Origin of the sequence: Nostoc sp. CALU 1950 (genome assembly GCF_051172895.1) — a bacterium.
Classification (GTDB): Bacteria; Cyanobacteriota; Cyanobacteriia; order Cyanobacteriales; family Nostocaceae; genus Nostoc; species Nostoc edaphicum_A.
The window spans coordinates 12,302-29,580 of sequence record NZ_JBDNJQ010000098.1; the positions used below are offsets into that span (position 1 = coordinate 12,302).

Consider the following 17,279-nt stretch of genomic DNA (forward strand, 5'->3'; position numbering starts at 1 on the left):
GAGTGAGAAGTGGAAAAAAATACTTTTGCAACATCAGCTTACATTGCTACTTCACCAGAGAGCGCCTTTGACTACCTTTGTAGTTTAAAGAACTTAGACGAATGGACACTTTATAGCCGGATGCAAGAGCAAATTGATGAAGATACCTGGCTCGGAACTGCATCTGGTTATCACAAAAATCTTTACTATCATGTTAAGAAACTAGAAAACCCACTGTTTTATGGTATTGAGTGGCACTGCGGATTAGAGTATCAAAAATATTTTCAGGTTTACCCTGTTTTGCTGTTTCCCACCGACTACATCGAGCCGGGGACAGATGAAAAAGGTGTGTACTTCCATTGGTTAAGCTTTGTCGATCCCAAACGGCAGACTCAGATGATTATGCAGGGAATTCACACAGTACACACTTCCGAATGCCGTTCTCTCAAAGGTAATTTGGAACGCAAGGCGGGTCTGACCTCAGCAGCCAAAGGAAGCCACTTTATCGATACAGATACCATTTATGTTGATGCCCCAATTGAAATCGGCATTGAATACTTAAAAGACTTACAAAACGTAGATGAATGGGCGCATTTACTACGACCGAATGGTGATATTACTTCTGAATCAGGTGAATTCAAAGATGAATATGACCAGAAGGTAAAAGTTTCTGTGCGAGTTCATAGTCTGAGTAAATACTACTTGCTTGAACAAGAATATTTTTATCCAGAGTACGACTATTATCAGCGTTCTGTAGCGTTACTTATCCCAACTGCCTACGCTTTCGCTGACCCCGAAGCTTCTGGTTTTATCCTGCATCGGATCACATTTTGGAAAACAGATGGAACTGTTAGCCACGGCAAACTTCAAATTGAAGACTATGGCGCTGAGAGCATGAACATCAAACGTTTACTCGAAGCCAAAGCTGGCAACCTCAAATCATTTGACCGAGGAATGAGCTATCTACCAAAAATTCAAGAATCCCTAGTTACTAACTAAAACCTCAGCGTTCCTCTGCGTTTAAAATTCCTACCTCAATTCTCTGCAACACATGAAATTAAAACAACTTACTATTACCTTTCTAACTTTTTGTGTTGCCGCTTTTTCGGGAATGAAAGCTGCGGAAGCTGCATCATTTTCGGTAATCGCCGACGGTCTATATAATGCCGGAGGTCTGAGTTTTGGCCCTGATGGCAATCTCTATGTCACAGAGGCGGGAACCGGGGGAAATGGGGCTTGTGTTCCACCAGCAAGTGGTCAAGGCGATTCTCTATGTTATGGCACTAGTGGAGCAGTTAGCAGAATTGAGAATGGTAAAACTGAGCGGATACTTACAGGACTTCCTTCTTTAGCATTACCAGATGGTACTGGAGCCGGTGGGCCTCGTGATATCCAATTTGATGCTACAGGTAAACCTTATGTTCTGATTGGGTATGGGGCAAATCCGACCTTTCGCGATCGCAATTTAGGTTACACTGACCTCGGTAAAATCATTGCTCCCGACTTTAATACCAATTCCTGGGCGAGTGTTGCCGATTTAGCTAACTATGAACTCGCCAACAATCCCGATGGTGGTGATTTCGGTAGCAATCCTTTGGGTTTTGTCATAGATGGCAATAAGTTAGTTGCAGTTGATGCAGGTGCAAACGATCTACTCAGTGTTAACACTGGTGGTAGGAATTTGCGGGTGATAGTTGCGTTTCCCCAAGATATATTAACTAATCCCATCTTTCCACCCTCCGGGACACCATCCAATGAACCTGCACAGGTTCCATCTCAAGGTGAAGAGGTGCGATCGCATGCAACTCAAGCAGTACCCTCAAGTGTGGCTAAAGGACTTGATGGCGCTTATTACATCAGCCAATTTACAGGTTTTCCCTTCCCTGAAGGTGGGGCAAAAATCTATCGAGTCGGTGCTGATGGTTTACCAACAGTCTTCGCCGATGGTTTTACCCAACTCACAGACTTGGAATTTGATACTGAAGGCAATTTATATGCTTTGCAGTACGCCAATCAGTCAGCCTGGAAGGGTGATTTTGATGGTTCTGTGATCAAAATAGCTACCGATGGGACACGCACAACTCTTATGAGTGGCAATGGATTAGAGTCACCTAGCGCCCTGACTATTGGTACTGATGGTGCAGTATACGTCACCAACCGGAGCGATCGCCCAGGACTTGGACAAGTGATCAGAATTGAGAATACCAAATCTATTCCTGAACCTAGTTCTGCTTTCGGCGTATTTGCGATCGCTGCCTTGGGCGTTGCTTGGCTGCACAAAAAGACAATCCCCAAACCGCTCAGAGATAAAGTTGTGGCGCTCAAGTAAAAAGTTTCAAACCAATATCAGTTCCTCTCAAGGACATTTACCCTGCATTCTTCAGGGACTAGGATTTCTTGTCTTTAAAACCATAAAACTTTCCCGAAATTACTAACTTTTAATCTCCCTTGAAAGGTATGAAACTCAAATCATTTGCTCTGACATCTCTGACATTTTGTTTTGCTGCTATTTGCGGAACACCATCTGTACAAGCTGCAACCCTAACGACAATTGTCGATGGAATCAGTAATGCACGGGCTGTTAGCTTTGGCCCCGATGGCACTCTCTACGTAGCAGAACCAGGTATCGGAGGAAACGGAAATTGCCAACCATCTCCGAGTACACTGTTTCAGCCTATCTGTGCTGGTAATAGTGGTTCACTGGTCAAAGTTACACCAGGTGGTCAGCCACAGCGTCTATTCAATAACTTTCAATCTATAGCAGAGCAACCCAGTGGCAACCAAGGCGCTGGTATTCAAGACATACAATTTGACTCTCAGGGAAATGCTTATCTTCTGACTGGGTTTGCTGGTTATCCAGGAAATCGTGATTTAGAATCACTTAACCTTGGTGCTAATTTCCCAATCCCAGAGCAGCAACTTGTTACTTTCCCCCCATCCACACCCGATAAAGTCCTGAATACCCCGCTTTTGGCACAACTTTTCAAAGCTGACTTGAATACCGGGGAACTAGAAAGTATTTTTGACTTCGGCAAGTATGAAATTACTAATAACCCAGACCGTGGGGATGTAGTTACCAACCCCTTTGATTTGACCGTTAGTGGTGATACTGCTTATGTCGTTGACGGGGGTGGAAACACCGCCTACAAAATCAAACTTGACGGAAGTGAGTCTGAAGCGATCGCAATTCCCAAGAAAGTCCTTAGTGCCTCAACATTACCGCCCCTTCCACCAGGACAAGAACTACCTCCAGGGCTAGTAGAAATACTTCCAGGAGGAAACATCGCAATTCAATCAGTACCTACAGGTGGCACAATTGGCCCCGATGGAGCCTTGTACGTTGCCGAATATTCAGGTTTTCCATATCCAGAAAATGAATCGCGGATCTTCCGCATCGGCGACGATGGGAACCCAGAGGTTTTTCTGGATGGGTTTACACAAATCACAGACTTGACCTTTGATGAAGAAGGCAACTTGCTAGTCTTGCAGTTCGGCGACGAGTCTCAGTTGCAAGGTGACTTGCGATTCCTCCCCGGTTCTCTGATTCAAGTTGCTCCAGATTTAACTCGCACAACCCTGGTTGCTGCTGGTGAAGGGCTGGAATCATCTGCTGGAATCGATATTGGCCCTGACGGGAAGATATACATCACCAAGCGCGGTGTTGGCCCCGAACTAGGTTCGGTGGTTCGAGTGGATAATGTCGTTACAGAAAGAGTTCCCGAACCCACCTCAATCTTGGGCTTATTAGCACTTGCTAGTGTAGGCGCAACTGCTGCGATCGCCAAGCGCAAACGCCAAGACAATTTGGGTGAAGAGTTGTTACCCAAAGCAGAGATAGTTTAATTCCTCACTACCTGCCTATTCTCTCAGGTAAAGCTTACAGAATAGGCTGCTGCCTCACACAGAAAGTTGCATTTCAAACAAGAGGCAGCAGCCCGAATTTTAGGGTTCCCCAACTAGGACTGGGAACAAAATTAGTCTAGGAAAGAGTATACACTCATACAACCAGGACTTCAAACTCATGGGATTAGTCAAAAATTTGTCACTTGCTATTCTCGGTACAGGATTCACCGTGTTAGCAACAGCAGCCCAAGCCAATGCTGTAACATTAACTTACGACAGAAGTATCGGTAGTCCTGGCTTCGGCCCTGGAGAACTGTTTGTTCCTCAAGGCATAGCGGTGGATAGCCAAGGGAATACCCTCATCGCTAACGGGCGCGGTATTAACCCGGCGGATGGTACTCCTAACTACGACCTTGGTAACAAAATTGAAATATTTAATCCTAGCGGTCAGTATATTGGAGCAATTGGCTCCGGCGGCACAGGGCCCGGGCAGTTTGACGAGCCAACAACTGTAGACTTTAATCCAGTAACAGGGGATCTGTATTCAGGTGATGTTTACAACAACCGCATCAATCAATTCGATTCTCAGGGTAACTTTATTAGATCCTTTGCAAATGGAGCATTTACCCCTCTGGTAGAGGATAGATTGTTCTTTGGGCCATCTGGTTTGACATTTGACGAAACTGGCAACGTATACGTTGGTGATTTTAACGGCGAAAGGATTCTTAAATATACATCAGACGGACAGCAACTTGGTGTCATTGGTGGTACCAGAGGCACTGCACCTGGTGAGTTCCAAGGTGTAGCAGGTGTAAGAATTTCCCCAGTTAGTGGAAATATCTTTGTAGCTGACCAGTATAACAACCGCGTTCAAATACTCGATCCAACTGGTAATCCTCTGTTGGCATTTGGTTCAGCAGGTAGCGAACTTGGACAGTTTCTTCAGCCAATTGGCATCGAAGTGGACGACCAAGAGAATATTTATGTAGCTGATTCTATCAACAGCCGCGTTCAGGTGTTTGATAAAAACGGTAACTTCTTGACTTCCTTCGGTGAAAATGCCCGCGATGCATCAGGTAATCCTGTACCGCCTCCAGCATTCACTGGCCCTCCTTTTGGCAACCCCCTCGACCTCGCTCCCGGCAGATTTAACTGGACGGGTGGCACAACCCTCAAAGATGACAAGCTTTATGTGGGCGATTTCTTCCAAGGTCGCGTCCAAGTGCTAAATGTAGAAAACAGGAAGCAAGTACCGGAATCTAGTTCAGCATTGGGTTTAGCATTGCTCGGATTCGGGGCTGCTACCATCACATTGCGGAAACGTGGACAACAAAAGCCAGCCTTTAATTTAGAAAAAGAACTGCAAAAACAGTGCTAGTAGTCTGTCAAGTCGAAATTGATAGGTAAGCAAGTTCGTAGTAAGGACTTTAGTCCTTATTTTCTAAGCACTAAAGTGCTTACTACAAACCTTCAGGACATTAACGGTTAATGCACATTCTGATTTATTCATACAACTATCATCCAGAACCAATTGGTATTGCACCTTTGATGACTGAACTAGCAGAAGGTCTGGTGAAGCGGGGGTATCAAGTGCGGGTAATTACAGGTATGCCTAACTATCCTCAGCGTCAGATTTACGACGGATATCGGGGTAAGTTATACGTTACTGAACAGAAAAATGGTGTCAAAATTCAGCGTAGCTACCTGCGGATTAAGTCTAAACCTAACCTCGTAGACCGGCTACTGCTAGAGTTGAGCTTTGTTTTTACGAGTTTGCCACAAGCTCTTAAGGGCGAGCGACCTGATGTAATTCTGTTAACAGTACCGCCGTTACTAGTTTGCTTACCTGCAACCTTAATAAGTTGGTTATACAACTGCCCAGTAGTGCTGAATGTGCAAGATATCCTCCCGGAAGCTGCTGTGCGTGTTGGGCTAATTAAAAATAAGTTGATGATTCAAGCTCTGGAAGCTTTAGAAAAATTTGCCTACCGAACTGCACATACTATTAGCGTAATTGCCGATGGTTTTGTAGATAATTTAATAAATAAAGATGTACCTGTTAATAAAATTGCTTGCATTCCCAATTGGGTGAATCTAAATTTTATTCGCCCTTTACCAAAGGAGAATAACTCTTGGAGAGCTACCCATCAACTCGATGGTAAATTTGTAGTGCTTTATTCAGGTAATATTGCTCTGACGCAAGGTTTGGAGACAGTCATAGAAGCAGCAGTTCGGTTGCGTCATCTCAAAGAAATTGTCTTTGTCATAGCCGGTGAATCCCAAGCTCTTGAAAGGTTGCAGAAACATTGTCTTGCTTGTGGTGCAGATAACGTTTTGCTTTTACCCTTGCAAGCGCGAGAAAAACTACCGCAAATGTTAGCAGCCGCAGATATTGGGTTGATTGTGCAAAAGTGCAATGTGATTTCCTTCAATATGCCTTCTAAAATACCACTGTTGTTAGCTAGTGGTCGCCCAATTGTGGGTTCAGTTCCCGCTACTGGGACTGCTGCGAAAGCTATCAAGGAAAGTGGTGGCGGCGTTATCGTTGAGCCAGAGTCAGCAGATGCTTTGGCTGCGGCGGTGCTGGATTTATATAATCAGCCGGAATTAGCAGCAAAATTAGGTCGTAAGGGAAGAAAGTTTGCGGTAGAAAACTATTCCTTTGAACAAGCGCTAAATAGGTATGAAGAGTTATTTTATGATGCGATCGCCAAACGGGTGACAACTTTGGATATATTGCCCGAAATGAGTTCTAAAGAATCACTTATTAATAAAGAGTTTTTGGTACATACCTCGCCCCTTGTGCGCGTAGTATCTCAAAGACAAATAACTAATGACAAATGACCAATGACAAATTCAGATCAACTTAAAAAAACTGACCAAAGCTTGATCGCCCTACTTAGCGATCGCATATCATTATTAGCAGCATCAGAACAGCCTCCTTTAGATGAACAACTGGCTGATGTGGCTCCCCTACTCGCTCAAGCTGGTATTCCTGAGTCTGTTTGGACTAGTTTAGTCAAGAGTTGTCATGCCAGTCTTACCCCTAAATCTGCCACAAATCATGTCAGCCCCCGACAAATTACCATCATCGGTGGACGCGGTAGGATGGGAAGATTATTCAAAGAGCAGCTTTCGCTAGTAGGCCATAATGTTAGTATTCTCGAACATGAAGATTGGGAATATGCAGAGCAACTCTTGAGTCAGGCAGAATTAGTATTAGTAAGTGTTCCTATTGAACATACGGTTGATGTTATCAAGCGGGCTGCAAAATATCTTGCTCCAACTACAGCTTTGTGTGACATCACAAGTATTAAGACTCAGCCAACTCAAGCAATGCTTGAACATCATTCTGGCCCAGTCATGGGTTTACATCCAATGTTTGGGCCAAATATGAAATCGTTTTTGGGACAAAAAGTGGTAGTATGTCCAGGCCGAAATGATGATTCATTTCAATGGTTGTTAGACTTTCTTAAAAGTAAAGGTGGTGAATTAATTTTTTGCACGCCTGAAGAACACGATCAAATGATGGTGATTATTCAAGCAACGCAGCATTTCTGTAGATTTAGTTTGGGCGTTTTCTTAGCACAAACAAGAGTGGATATAGAGCAGAGTTTAACAATGTCAACTCCTAACTACCGTCAAGAAATCGATATTGTTAAACGTTTGTTTTCTCAAAATCCTAATTTATGTGTTGATATTATGCTAGCTACAGAAGAAAGGTGTAATGCTATTACTTTTTTAGCTAATACTTACAGCCGATTAGCAAGACTGGTGGCACAAAAAGATAGAGACGCATTAATTAAAGAGTTTGAAAATACTCAAAGCTTTTTAGAAGAGAAAATTAGCACTTTTTTACAGCCTTTAAATACAACGGCTCTGCAACGAGATTTTCAACCACAAATGCACACAAATATTAGCATTTGAGTAAAAAAACTATGCTGATAGATATCTTTCACGATACCGTTTGCCCTTGGTGCAGAATTGGGAAAAAACATCTGTTTGATGCACTGGCACAATGGCAAGAACAAGAAGTGCATATCCGCTGGCACCCATTTCTTCTAGATAATACCGTTCCTGCTGAAGGTTATGAATTTCGTAGCTTTATGCAAAATAGAAAAGGCATGAAAGCGGAAGAATTGCAACAGATGTTTGATTATACACAACGTGCAGGTAAGGCGGCTGGAGTTAAGTTAGATTTTGAAAAAGTCCGTTTGGCTGTCAATACTAAGCTTTCTCATCAACTGATTGCACTTGCACCCACAAGCGTTAAAAACGATGTCGTAGAAGCTATTTATAAAGCTTACTTTGAAGATGGTTTGAACCTCGGAGATATTAACGTTATTGTTGCCATCGGTACAGCATATCAGATGGATACTGGCGAATTAAAGTTGCAATTAAATAATCATGCTGTGAGTGATGCAGTTGTTGCTGAATCAACATTTGCTCGGTTAAATGGCATTAATAGCGTGCCGTTTTTCGTCATCAATAACAAAGTCAAGGTAAATGGTTCTCACTCGGTAGAGTTGTTCCTCGAAACTTTGAATCGTGCTGCACTTTTAGATATACCTGCAAAAATATGATTGTTGACATCAAGCAAAAAAGTAGATTAATTCATCAACGGGTTGCGGTTACTTTTAACTACGAGGTTTACTTCACTCAGAATTTATTTGAGTTGAAAAACCCGACGCTAGCGCAAGTGGTTACAGCAGATGGGGAGACAAAGCCGAAGAAATTAATTGCAGTAATAGATGCAGGAATATTAAAGTTTCAACCGGAATTGGTGAAGCAATTAGTCGCGTATACCAAGTTTTATGCAGAGGTGCTAGCGATCGCAGCTGAACCCATGATAATTTCGGGAGGAGAAGCTGCCAAAAACGATCGCACTTTCGTAGAGCAAATCCACCAACAGATTGAAGCCGCCGGATTATGTCGCCACTCCTACATATTAGCGATCGGAGGCGGGGCGATGTTGGATTTGGTAGGATACGCTGCTGCTACTGCTCACCGAGGAATTCGCCTGATTCGCATTCCGACAACGGTATTAGCACAAAATGATTCCGGGGTTGGGGTAAAAAACGGCATCAACGCCTTTGGTAAAAAGAACTTTCTCGGTACATTTGCGCCACCTTTTGCTGTTATAAATGATTCTGCCTTTTTGACAACTTTAGACGATCGCGATTGGCGTTCTGGAATTGCAGAAGCCGTCAAAGTGGCGCTGATTAAGGATGCTAACTTTTTTGATTTTATCCACTCTCACAGCGTAGCCCTGGCGCGGCGAGACATGGATACCATGCAACAGGTTATCTATCGTTGCGCTCAGTTGCACCTAGAACATATTGCCAATAGCGGCGATGCTTTTGAAATGGGTTCGTCTCGTCCCCTGGATTTTGGACATTGGGCGGCTCATAAACTGGAGCATTTGACTAATTATCGCTTGCGTCATGGCGAAGCAGTTGCGATCGGTATTGCTTTGGATAGCACCTATTCTTATTTATTAGGATTGCTTGATTGCTCAGAATGGCAACGGATATTAAATACTTTATCGGCTTTGGGTTTTATGTTGTATGTGCCAGAAATGGTTGAGAAGTTATCACAATTGGAAGATCCTGATTGTTTGTTCCGGGGTTTAACTGAATTCCGCGAACATTTGGGGGGAGAATTGACTTTAATGTTGTTACAAGGGATTGGAAAAGGAATTGAGGTTCATGAGGTGAATTTGTTGTTGTATAGGGAAGCAATATCGTTGTTGAGGGAGTTTTAGGATTGGATTTTAAACGCAGAGGGACGCGGAGGGAAGCGCAGAGTAACGCAGAGGTTTAATGCTAGGTTTTGAGATGATCTACTACTTTTGAGGGAGGCGGAGAATTTCAAACAGCGTTGTTTGGAAAAGTACTAGATAAGCTGTATAAAAAGCGAATAAATTGACACCCGATCGAAAAATTATTCAATGTATTATCTGCTTGATATCTAGTACTCTTAAGTAAGAAGCGACAAGTTTTTGATTATATTTTTCACAAATAATCCGCAGATGAAAATAGGTTGATTTAGATTGATATCGAGTTGTCTAAATTAGTTATTTATAGCATTCATAAATATTCTTTTTTCTCTACGATACATTTCGCGTTGACAAAGCCTCTAGTAGATAAGGTGGTTATTTAATCTTCATAACTCAGATAGCATCGTCATATCTACAAATGACAAATGACAAATGACAATTAGTGAGAAATTACCCATGATTTTTGATTCCCGTTCTTATAAAACCCTTGGCGGTGTAAGTGTTTCTCGCTCCATCACTGAAGTGAAGATGGACACTGCCCTTGAAGATATTCTGTTTCACTTAAATTCTCAGCGTGGAGGCTTGCTAAGAAGCAGCTACGAATATCCAGGCAGATACAAAAGATGGGCGATCGGATTTGTCAATCCTCCATTGGAATTGACTACACAGGAAAATGCTTTTAATTTGATAGCGTTAAATGAACGTGGTCAAGTACTTTTACCATTACTTTTAGAGTGTTTATCTAACTCAATACAACTTGAGAAAATTGCCCTAGATAATAACAATATTGTTGGCTTCGTTAAATCTACGAAAAGATTATTTACTGAAGAAGAACGCAGTAAGCAACCTTCAGCATTTACTGTTGTCCGCGAAATTCTACATACTTTTTCTAGTCAAGAAGACGAGCATTTAGGATTATATGGTGCGTTTGGTTATGACTTAGTTTTTCAGTTTGAACCAATTACCCAACGTCTGGAACGTCCTACAGATCAGCGTGATTTGGTGCTTTATCTGCCAGATGAATTGATAGTTGTTGACTACTATCAGCAACGGGCATTTCGTCTCCAATATGATTTTAAAACAGCGCATGGCAACACGAAGAATTTGCCTCGAACAGGTGAGTCTGTTGATTATCGCGGCAAACATCTTCTCCCGAATCAAACTGCTGATCATAAAGTAGGCGAGTATGCCAAAAAAGTTGAGGCTGCACTCGATTATTTCCGCCGAGGCGATTTATTTGAGGTTGTTCCTAGTCAAAACTTTTTTGAAGACTATGAAGATGAACCCAGCAAACTATTTGAAACTTTAAAGGATATAAATCCTAGTCCTTATGGGTTTATTTTTAATTTAGGTGGAGAATATTTGATTGGCGCATCTCCAGAAATGTTTGTGCGAGTTGAAGGGAAACGGGTAGAAACTTGTCCCATTAGTGGCACTATTAGCCGGGGATTAGATGCTCTTGACGATGCGGTGCAAATTCGTCATTTACTCAACTCCCACAAAGATGAAGCTGAGTTGACCATGTGTACTGATGTCGATCGCAATGACAAATCCCGAATCTGCGAACCTGGTTCAGTACAAGTGATTGGTCGTCGCCAAATTGAATTATACAGCCATTTAATTCATACAGTGGATCATGTTGAGGGTATATTGCGATCGCAATTTGATGCCTTAGATGCCTTTCTTTCCCACACTTGGGCGGTTACAGTCACAGGCGCACCCAAAAAAGCCGCCATAGATTTTATTGAACAGCATGAACGTAGCGCCCGCCGTTGGTATGGTGGAGCAGTCGGCTATTTAAATTTCAATGGCAATTTAAATACTGGATTAATTCTGCGGACAATCCGATTAAAAGACTGCATCGCCGAAGTGCGAGTTGGCGCTACTGTTCTTTATGACTCCATACCCCAAGCAGAAGAACAAGAAACCATTACCAAAGCTGCTGCTTTATTTGAAACGATTCGCCGTGTTAAGCAAACGAGTCAGAAAATTGATGAGTCCAGTTCCTTAAAATTAACTAAAATCTTCCCCAGTGCAGCAGATGGCAAACGTATCTTACTAATAGATTATGAAGACTCATTTGTTCATACATTAGCTAATTACATTCGTCAAACTGGTGCAAGCGTCACTACATTACGTCACGGTTTTTCTGATTCACTATTCGACACAGAACGCCCTGACTTAGTTGTATTATCTCCCGGCCCTGGTAGACCAAGTGATTTTGGAGTTTCGGAAACTATCGGCGCCCTTCTTTATCGCCAAATTCCCATTTTCGGAGTTTGTCTAGGACTGCAAAGTATCGTTGAAGCTTTTGGTGGAGAATTGGGAGTTCTCAACTATCCTCAACATGGTAAATCTTCACGAATTTTCGTGACTGATTCCGATTCTGTCACCTTCAAAAATTTACCCGAATCCTTCACAGTCGGTAGATATCACTCATTATTTGCCCTACCGCAGCATTTGCCAAAAGAACTGAAGGTGACAGCGATTTCTGATGACGACGTAATTATGGGCATTGAACATCAGACACTTCCCATCGCCGGCGTTCAGTTTCATCCAGAATCAATCATGACTTTAGCCGGGGAAGTCGGTCTGGAAATCATTAAAAATGTGGTGCGGGCATATACACACATCGAAGAGTCATTAGTCATTGGTCATTAGTCATTTGTCAAAAGTGCCTCGTTCCCATGCATTCCCAATACTTGTAGAGACGGCGATTTATCGCGTCTTGTATATTTATCGCGTCTCTAAACCGTATTGTATGCATTCCCAGATTCCATCTAGGAACGAGAATAATTAATTATTTTCCCATTCACTCAAGCATTTTATGACTAACCAAGTTACCGCTTCTCGCCATATTCTTGAAGAGATTGTATTGCATAAAAGGCAAGAAGTTGCACAGATGCAGCAGGAATTTTCTTTAGCTGATTTGCAACAGCAGTTAATAAAGGCTCCAAGTGTCCGAAATTTCTTAGCTGCTTTACAACAAAATCCTAACCAACCTAGCTTAATTGCTGAGGTAAAAAAAGCATCACCTAGCCGTGGGATTATTCGGGCAGATTTTGACCCTGTAGCGATCGCTCAAGCTTATGAACGAGGTGGTGCAGCTTGTCTATCAGTCCTCACTGATCATAAGTTTTTTCAGGGCAGTTTTGATAATCTGCGTGGTATCCGTCAGCAAGTTGCATTACCCCTACTGTGCAAGGAGTTCATCATTGACCCCTATCAAATTTATTTAGCACGGACAGCAGGCGCAGATGCAGTTTTGTTGATTGCAGCTATCTTATCAGACCAAGAACTTCAAAGCTTTTTGCGACTGATTCACTATTTGGGCATGAATGCACTGGTAGAAGTCCATACTTTAGCTGAACTGGATCGAGTGTTTAAGCTTGACGATTTACATTTAGTAGGAATCAACAATCGCAATTTAGAAGATTTTACCGTTGATTTAGGAATAACACAGCAACTTTTAACACAGCGCCAGCAATATTTGCAAAGTTTAGATATCACCGTCGTTAGTGAGTCTGGACTTTATACACCTGATGATTTATCTTTTGTCGCTGAAGCTGGTGTTCGTGCGGTTTTGGTTGGAGAGTCTTTAGTTAAACAAAGCGATGTAGAACAAGCTGTGCGTAGTCTTTTGAGTGCTGAGTACTGAGTTCTGAGTTCTGAGGTAAACCTAAAAAATGAAGCTCTAATACTCATTAATGGAGATAAAAGACTCGTTAACGGAGATAAAAGCCTCATTAATGGAGATAAAAGCCTCATTAACGGAGTTCAAAGACTCGTTAACGGAGATAAAAGACTCGTTAACGGAGATAAAAGACTCGTTAACGGAGATAAAAGCCTCGTTAACGGAGATAAAAGACTCATTCACGAGTATCAAAGACTCGTTAACGGAGCTAAAAGACTCATTCACGAGTATCAAAGACTCATTAACAAAAAATTTAGCGTGGGTATCGCTAATTGCTAAGTGTTGATTATTCCAGAACTATTAACCAATCATTAACTATTTTTCAGAATGACTTCTATCTCCGCTCATTTTCAGACTTTACGCGATCGCCAACAGTGTGCTTTAATCCCCTTTATCACAGCAGGCGATCCTAACTTAAAAACCACTGCTGAGGCTTTACGTATCTTAGATCGCAATGGCGCTGACTTCATCGAGTTGGGCATTCCCTACTCCGATCCTCTCGCAGATGGGCCTGTAATTCAAGCAGCCGCAACTCGCGCTTTGCAAAAAGGCACGAAATTAGAGCAAGTGCTAGAGATGTTAGAAGCTGTAACTCCTACACTGAAAGCGCCGATAATTCTATTCACTTATTACAATCCCATTTTGCACCGGGGTATTAAGACATTTTTGCTAAAAATTGCTGCGGCTGGGGTGCGAGGGTTGGTAGTGCCAGATTTACCCTTAGAAGAAGCAGAAGAATTAATCCAGACTGCTGCATCTTTTGGAATTGAGGTAATTTTACTTGTAGCTCCTACTAGTTCTAAAGATAGGATTTTAGCGATCGCTCGTCAATCTCAAGGTTTTATCTATCTTGTAAGCGTCACCGGAGTTACAGGTATCCGCGCTCAAATCCAAGACCGTGTAAAAGATTTAATTACCGACTTACGAAGCGTCACCGATAAACCCATCGGCGTTGGTTTTGGCATCTCAGCACCAGAACAAGCGCATCAAGTCATGGAATGGGGAGCAGATGCGGTGATTGTTGGTAGTGCCTTCGTCAAACGTTTATCTGAAGGTACTCCAACTGAAGGATTGCAAGCTGTAGAAAAATTTTGTCGGGAACTCAAAGCAGCAATTACCCCAGTATCCCTACAAAAAGTTGGTTCCGCTAAGTAAAAAGGTACATCATAGTCCCCTCTCGAAGAACCTACGGTGTAAACACAAGTCTGAAATAGCTGAAAAACCCAAGGTTTTACCCCACCCTAACCCTCCCCTTGGAAAGGGGAGGGAACTGGATTTCTTTTTCCCCCCTTTGCAAGAGGGAGAGAACTGGATTTCTTTTTCCCCCCTTTGCAAGGGGGGATTAAGGGGGGTAAACCCTAGGGTGGGGTTCCTTTACCTCACTCAACCGAGAACCGCTATATTCAGTTCTCAAAAATATATTTCAACATAAAAGGATTTTAACCAGTGGTAAGCATACAAGACATCAAAACTGCAACCGTTCAACCAGATTCTTTAGGCAGATTTGGCAGATTTGGCGGTAAGTACGTCCCAGAAACCTTAATGCCTGCATTAAGTGAGTTAGAAGCAGCATTTCATCAATATCGCAACGAGCCGAGTTTCCAAGCAGAACTGCAAAACTTACTGCGTGATTATGTAGGACGACCCAGCCCATTATATTTTGCGGAACGCCTGACAACAAACTACGCTAGACCAGATGGCACTGGGCCACAAATTTATTTAAAGCGTGAGGATTTAAATCATACAGGCGCTCACAAAATTAATAATGCTTTAGCTCAGGTGTTGCTAGCTAAACGCATGGGTAAGCAACGGATTATTGCCGAGACAGGTGCAGGACAACACGGTGTAGCGACTGCAACCGTATGTGCTAGGTTCGGTTTGAAATGTGTAATTTACATGGGCATCCACGATATGGAACGCCAATCGCTGAATGTCTTCCGCATGAAATTAATGGGGGCAGAAGTTCATCCAGTAGAAGCGGGTACGGGAACTCTCAAAGATGCAACTTCCGAAGCAATTCGAGATTGGGTGACAAATGTGGAAACAACGCATTACATCCTTGGTTCCGTTGCCGGCCCTCATCCTTACCCAATGATTGTCCGTGACTTCCACGCGGTAATTGGTGTAGAAACTCGCGCTCAATCCCAGGAGAAATGGGGAGGATTACCAGATATTTTACTGGCTTGCGTGGGTGGAGGTTCCAATGCGATCGGCTTATTCAATGAATTTGTCCATGAATCTTCAGTGCGTCTAATTGGAGTCGAAGCGGCGGGTGAAGGTGTAGATACAGAAAAACACGCCGCTACCTTGACAAAGGGAAAAATAGGTGTATTGCATGGTGCAATGAGCTATTTACTGCAAGATGATGATGGTCAAGTCATCGAAGCCCATTCAATAAGTGCCGGATTAGACTATCCCGGTGTAGGGCCAGAGCATAGTTATTTAAAGGATCTTGGCCGCGCCGAATATTACAGCGTCACCGATAAACAAGCGTTAGATGCATTCCAAAGACTTTCGCAACTAGAAGGAATTATCCCAGCATTGGAAACTGCTCATGCGATCGCATATCTCGAAACCCTTTGTCCTCAGTTAAAAGGCAATCCCCGCATCGTCATCAATTGCTCTGGTAGAGGTGACAAAGATGTGCAAACCGTCGCCAAAGTTTTGATTCCTTAGTGGTTCATGTCATTAATTTAGACGGGTTTGTAGTAAGCACTTTAGTGCTTAAAAATTCAGGACTAAAGTCCTTACTACAAACTTATTCTCCATTCAGAACTAGTCCAATGACAAATACCCAATATGATAGCTTTAACTCAAATTTCACCTGAAATCCCCGTTACTCCTGAGTTCTACAACTGGCCAGCTTTATTGCAACAGTTGTTAAATCGGCAATCGTTGACGGTTTCCCAAGCTACAGATTTGATGCAAGGTTGGCTCACAGATGCCATTCCCCATGTCCTATCAGGAGCAATTTTAGCCGCAATCCAAGCCAAAGGTGTATCCGCAGAAGAATTAGTGGGCATGGCCAGGGTCTTACAATCCCAATCCCCAGTACCCAGTACCCAGTCCCCAATCCCTCTAATTGACACCTGTGGAACTGGTGGAGATGGGGCTTCAACCTTTAATATTTCGACTGCTGTCGCTTTTGTTGCCGCCGCCGCCGGGGTAAAAGTTGCCAAACATGGCAATCGTTCGGCATCTAGCAAGACTGGTTCGGCTGATGTGCTGGAAGCTTTGGGGATAAATCTCAACGCCACTCCTGAAAAAGTACAAGCCGCAGTAGGTGAAGTTGGAATCACCTTTTTGTTTGCTCCAGGTTGGCATCCTGCACTCAAAGCGATCGCAATTTTGCGAAAAACTTTGAAAGTGCGGACTGTTTTTAACTTGCTCGGCCCGCTAGTAAATCCCATGCGGCCAACGGGGCAAATTATTGGTGTGAACGATCCGCTTTTACTAGAGGAAATTGTTCAAGCTTTATCGCAATTGGGATGTCAACAAGCGATCGCACTTCACGGACGGGAACGTTTAGATGAAGCTGGTTTAGCAGATGTCACTGACTTAGCTGTACTCCAAGATAAAAAAGTTCGTTCTCTAACGCTGAATCCTCAAGAACTTGGGTTGAATTTTGCCCCAACTCTGGCGTTGCGTGGTGGAGATGTCCAAGAAAATGCCGAAATCTTAAAGGCAGTTCTGCAAGGTAAAGGTACTCAAGCGCAGCAAGATGTAGTCGCTTTAAATACAGCCCTAGCGCTCCAAGTTGGTGAAGCCATTCATGGGGAAACGGATGTTTTAGCCTGTTGTGTTAAAGGTATTACCCTTGCGAAGGAAATTCTGCAAAGCGGCGCGGCTTGGACAAAACTAGAACAACTCGCTGAATTTTTACGCTAGACGAACCTCTTCTCATAGGATTAAGCCTCTCTCCGTTTCGGGGCTACGGTGTACACACAAGTCTTTAAGAGTTGCGCCACAGGCTTTTGATCCCCC

The 17,279-nt window shown here is 43.0% G+C and carries 12 protein-coding genes and 1 pseudogene; all 13 read left to right on the forward strand.

Features of this window, described 5'->3' with window-relative positions:
• Positions 1-9: 9 nt before the first annotated feature.
• The 13 genes and pseudogenes from scyC to trpD all read left to right on the forward strand — a co-directional run bounded on the left by scyC (position 10) and on the right by trpD (position 17,183).
• On the forward strand, positions 10-978 hold the full coding sequence (gene scyC, locus ABF638_RS23765) for a scytonemin biosynthesis cyclase/decarboxylase ScyC (protein ID WP_435025409.1): 969 nt from the start codon (positions 10-12) through the stop codon (positions 976-978).
• Between the two features lie 52 nt (positions 979-1,030).
• The gene (locus ABF638_RS23770) at positions 1,031-2,308 is read left to right on the forward strand and encodes a ScyD/ScyE family protein (RefSeq protein ID WP_435025410.1); all 1,278 of its coding nucleotides are present in this window, start codon (positions 1,031-1,033) and stop codon (positions 2,306-2,308) included.
• Between the two features lie 128 nt (positions 2,309-2,436).
• Positions 2,437-3,822 carry a ScyD/ScyE family protein gene (locus tag ABF638_RS23775; RefSeq protein WP_435025411.1) on the forward strand — a complete coding sequence of 462 codons (1,386 nt, stop codon included), beginning with the start codon at positions 2,437-2,439 and terminating at the stop codon, positions 3,820-3,822.
• Between the two features lie 178 nt (positions 3,823-4,000).
• On the forward strand, positions 4,001-5,200 hold the full coding sequence (scyF, locus tag ABF638_RS23780) for a scytonemin biosynthesis PEP-CTERM protein ScyF (RefSeq protein ID WP_435025412.1): 1,200 nt from the start codon (positions 4,001-4,003) through the stop codon (positions 5,198-5,200).
• A 110-nt stretch (positions 5,201-5,310) separates the two neighbouring features.
• Positions 5,311-6,666, forward strand: a complete 1,356-nt coding sequence (locus ABF638_RS23785; protein ID WP_435025413.1) for a glycosyltransferase family 4 protein — start codon at positions 5,311-5,313, stop codon at positions 6,664-6,666.
• 3 nt (positions 6,667-6,669) lie between these two features.
• On the forward strand, positions 6,670-7,749 hold the full coding sequence (gene tyrA / locus ABF638_RS23790; RefSeq protein ID WP_435025414.1) for a bifunctional chorismate mutase/prephenate dehydrogenase: 1,080 nt from the start codon (positions 6,670-6,672) through the stop codon (positions 7,747-7,749).
• 11 nt (positions 7,750-7,760) lie between these two features.
• Positions 7,761-8,405, forward strand: a complete 645-nt coding sequence (locus ABF638_RS23795) for a DsbA family oxidoreductase (protein ID WP_435025415.1) — start codon at positions 7,761-7,763, stop codon at positions 8,403-8,405.
• Positions 8,402-9,586: a 3-dehydroquinate synthase gene (locus tag ABF638_RS23800; protein WP_435025416.1), complete on the forward strand. Its 1,185-nt coding sequence runs from the start codon at positions 8,402-8,404 to the stop codon at positions 9,584-9,586. The genes ABF638_RS23795 and ABF638_RS23800 overlap by 4 nt, the downstream gene beginning before the upstream one ends.
• Before the next feature lie 471 nt (positions 9,587-10,057).
• Positions 10,058-12,262 (forward strand): anthranilate synthase, encoded by a 2,205-nt coding sequence (locus ABF638_RS23805; RefSeq protein ID WP_435025420.1) that lies wholly within the window; start codon positions 10,058-10,060, stop codon positions 12,260-12,262.
• 163 nt (positions 12,263-12,425) lie between these two features.
• A pseudogene (trpC, locus tag ABF638_RS23810) lies at positions 12,426-13,259 on the forward strand (indole-3-glycerol phosphate synthase TrpC); the annotation flags it as partial.
• A 363-nt stretch (positions 13,260-13,622) separates the two neighbouring features.
• Positions 13,623-14,450: a tryptophan synthase subunit alpha gene (trpA, locus tag ABF638_RS23815; protein WP_435025417.1), complete on the forward strand. Its 828-nt coding sequence runs from the start codon at positions 13,623-13,625 to the stop codon at positions 14,448-14,450.
• Positions 14,451-14,741: 291 nt separating this feature from the next.
• Positions 14,742-15,971 (forward strand): tryptophan synthase subunit beta, encoded by a 1,230-nt coding sequence (gene trpB, locus ABF638_RS23820; RefSeq protein ID WP_435025418.1) that lies wholly within the window; start codon positions 14,742-14,744, stop codon positions 15,969-15,971.
• Between the two features lie 123 nt (positions 15,972-16,094).
• On the forward strand, positions 16,095-17,183 hold the full coding sequence (trpD, locus tag ABF638_RS23825; RefSeq protein WP_435025419.1) for an anthranilate phosphoribosyltransferase: 1,089 nt from the start codon (positions 16,095-16,097) through the stop codon (positions 17,181-17,183).
• Positions 17,184-17,279: the final 96 nt, after the last annotated feature.

Bases quoted from the DNA above. Each gene is read 5' to 3' on its own strand.
- ABF638_RS23770 (WP_435025410.1), top strand. From the start codon at position 1,031: ATGAAATTAAAACAACTTACTATTACCTTTCTAACTTTTTGTGTTGCC.
- ABF638_RS23775 (WP_435025411.1), top strand. From the start codon at position 2,437: ATGAAACTCAAATCATTTGCTCTGACATCTCTGACATTTTGTTTTGCT.
- scyF (WP_435025412.1), top strand. From the start codon at position 4,001: ATGGGATTAGTCAAAAATTTGTCACTTGCTATTCTCGGTACAGGATTC.
- ABF638_RS23785 (WP_435025413.1), top strand. From the start codon at position 5,311: ATGCACATTCTGATTTATTCATACAACTATCATCCAGAACCAATTGGT.
- tyrA (WP_435025414.1), top strand. From the start codon at position 6,670: ATGACAAATTCAGATCAACTTAAAAAAACTGACCAAAGCTTGATCGCC.
- ABF638_RS23795 (WP_435025415.1), top strand. From the start codon at position 7,761: ATGCTGATAGATATCTTTCACGATACCGTTTGCCCTTGGTGCAGAATT.
- ABF638_RS23800 (WP_435025416.1), top strand. From the start codon at position 8,402: ATGATTGTTGACATCAAGCAAAAAAGTAGATTAATTCATCAACGGGTT.
- ABF638_RS23805 (WP_435025420.1), top strand. From the start codon at position 10,058: ATGATTTTTGATTCCCGTTCTTATAAAACCCTTGGCGGTGTAAGTGTT.
- trpA (WP_435025417.1), top strand. From the start codon at position 13,623: ATGACTTCTATCTCCGCTCATTTTCAGACTTTACGCGATCGCCAACAG.
- trpD (WP_435025419.1), top strand. From the start codon at position 16,095: ATGATAGCTTTAACTCAAATTTCACCTGAAATCCCCGTTACTCCTGAG.